The following is a 2,563-nucleotide window of genomic DNA, read 5'->3' as shown; positions in this document are numbered from 1 at the left end:
CGCCATCAGCACGCCCCGCTCGACGGCGCTCTCGTGCGCGACGTCCACCTGCCCGGACGCCAGGTAGCGCAGGCCGCCGTGGATGAGCTTGGAGCTCCACCGCGACGTGCCGAAGGCCAGGTCGTGCGCGTCGATCGCGGCGACGCTGAGGCCGCGCGCGGCGGCGTCCAGCGCCGCGCCCGCGCCGGTCGCGCCGAGGCCGACGACCAGCACGTCCACGACCTCGCCGGGCAGTGCGGCCAGCTCCCGGGCGCGGCGCGCGGCGTTGAGGGACGACCGGACCGGGGTCATGGCGCGGGCGGATCCCACGGCGTTGGCGGATCTCATGGAGTTGGCGGGGGTCATGGCGCGAGGGTCCTCTCCAGGAGGGTGCGGAGCTCGGCGTCGAACGCCTCGGCGGTGAGCGACGGGTCGGCGGGGTCGGTGACGGTGCGGCCCGACAGCGCGAAGGACTGCACGACCAGCAGCAGCGCCCGCGCCTGCCGGGTGACGTCGCCCTGCCGGATCGACCCGTCGGCGTGCCCGGCGGCGAGGGCCGTCTCGAAGGTCTCCAGGAAGGCCGCCTGGCTGGCGCCCAGCCGGTCCAGCAGGTACGGCAGCAGCAGCTCGGGGTCCACGTCGAGGATCTTGCGCATCAGCGGGTGGTCGCGCAGCGCCGCGACCCCGGTGACCAGCCCGTCCACCAGCAGCTCGCGCACGGGCCGGGCGTCGCCCGGGGCCTCGCCGCCGGAGCCCGTCCCGCCCGCGGGGTAGGGCTGGACGGCCGCCCCGACGGCGGTCCACTCGCGGGTCATGAGGTCGGCGACGATGGTGCGCACGTCCGGCCAGCGGCGGTACAGGGTCATGCGGGACACCCCGGCGCGGCGGGCGATGTCGGTGAGCGTGGTGCGGCGCACGCCGACCGCGAGGACGCAGTCCCGCGCGGCGTCGAGCACGGCCTGCTCGTCCATCCTGTTGTGACGATTCGACGTCATGTGTCACAGTGTAAGCCAGTAGGTACGTGTTGAGCCACTTGGAGGAGCGGTGGGAACCGGGGACATGCTGTGGAGCGGCTGGGGCGATCCGGCCCGTGCCACGCCCCTGCCCGAGTCGGTCGCGGGGCTGCTGCGGGACCTGCTGGGCGTCAGGCCGGTGGAGGCCCCGCCGCTCACGCTGGACGAGGTCGCCGTCCCCGCGTCGCGGCTCCCGGAGGCCGCCCGCGCGGCGCTCGCCGAGGCCGTCGGCGCGGAGCACGTGCGCACCGACGACGAGACCCGCGTGCGGCACACGCGCGGAAAGTCCACCCCCGACCTGCTGCGCATCCGCGCGGGTCAGGCTGAGGACGCGCCCGACGCGGTCGTCCTGCCCGGCTCGCATGACGAGGTCCTCGCCGTCCTCGCGGCGTGCGCCGCGCACAAGGTCGCGGTCGTGCCGTTCGGCGGCGGGACGTCGGTGGTCGGCGGCCTCGCCCCGACCGGCCTGGCCGCGTCGGGCCTCGCCGCCTTCGTCGCGCTCGACCTGCGCCGCCTGGACGGCCTGGTCGAACTGGACGAGGTGTCGCGCACGGCCGTGTTCCAGCCGGGCCTGCGCGCCCCGCGCGCCGAGGAGCTGCTCCGCGAGCGCGGCTACACCCTCGGCCACTTCCCGCAGTCGTTCGAGTGGGCGACGATCGGCGGGTTCGCCGCCGCGCGCTCCAGCGGCCAGGCGTCCGCCGGGTACGGGCGGTTCGACGAGATGGTCGTCGGCCTGACCGTCGCGACCCCCGCCGGGACGCTCGACCTCGGCCGCGCGCCGAAGTCCGCCGCCGGGCCCGACCTGCGGCAGCTCGTCCTCGGCTCGGAGGGCGCGTTCGGCGTCATCACGTCCGTCCGGGTGCGGATCCGGCCGGTCCCGGAGGCGCACGCGTACGAGGGCTGGCGCTTCCCCGATTTCACGACCGGTTCGGCCGCGCTGCGCGCCCTCGCCCAGGACGGCCCGCTCCCGACGGTCCTGCGGCTCTCGGACGAGACCGAGACGATGATCGGCCTGGCCGACCCGTCCGCCGTCGGCGCGGGCCTGTCGGCCTCCGGCTGCCTGGTCGTCCTCGGCCTGGAGGGGACGCCGGACGAGATCGGGGCCCGCCGCGAGCGGATCCACGCCGTCCTCACCGGCCTCGGCGGCGAGCCGCTCGGCGCGGAGCCCGGCGACAAGTGGGAGCACGGCCGGTTCAACGCCCCCTACCTGCGCGACGCGCTGCTCGACGTCGGCGCGTTCGCGGAGACGCTGGAGACGGCCGCGTTCTGGGCCGACATCCCCGCGCTCTACGCGGGCGTGAAGCGGGCGGTCACCGACACGCTCGCCGGTTCGGGGACGCCGCCGCTGGTCATGTGCCACATCTCGCACGTCTACCCGTCCGGCGCGTCGCTGTACTTCACGGTCGTCTCGGCCCAGGGCCCGGACGCCGTCCCGCACTGGGAGAAGGCCAAGCACGCCGCCAACGACGCGATCATCGCGGCGGGCGGGACGATCAGCCACCACCACGGCGTCGGCGCCGACCACCGCGAAGATAACCTACATCCGAAGAGCCAACGTCACAACACCAGTC

General features: G+C 75.5%; 3 protein-coding genes. 1 reads left to right on the top strand and 2 read right to left on the bottom strand.

From position 1 onward, the window contains the following. Together AB0J52_RS35790 and AB0J52_RS35785 are read right to left on the bottom strand one after the other, a co-directional pair. On the bottom strand, positions 1–291 hold a 291-nt coding region (locus tag AB0J52_RS35790; RefSeq protein ID WP_500187356.1), incomplete at its 3' end, for an FAD-dependent oxidoreductase. Positions 292–341: 50 nt separating this feature from the next. Further along, positions 342–974, bottom strand: a complete 633-nt coding sequence (locus AB0J52_RS35785) for a TetR/AcrR family transcriptional regulator (protein WP_500187354.1) — start codon at positions 972–974, stop codon at positions 342–344. A 64-nt stretch (positions 975–1,038) separates the two neighbouring features. Here AB0J52_RS35785 and AB0J52_RS35780 point away from each other — a divergent pair. Then, a partial coding sequence (locus AB0J52_RS35780; RefSeq protein ID WP_500187355.1) for an FAD-binding oxidoreductase occupies positions 1,039–2,563 on the top strand: 1,525 nt, incomplete at its 3' end.

Source organism: Spirillospora sp. NPDC049652 (assembly GCF_040675125.1).
Classification (GTDB): Bacteria; Actinomycetota; Actinomycetes; order Streptosporangiales; family Streptosporangiaceae; genus Spirillospora.
This window is presented reverse-complemented; position numbering and strand designations above follow the sequence as displayed.

What these genes read in the sequence shown, in the direction of transcription:
- AB0J52_RS35785 (WP_500187354.1), bottom strand. Translation starts at nt 974, where the DNA reads ATGACGTCGAATCGTCACAACAGGATGGACGAGCAGGCCGTGCTCGAC.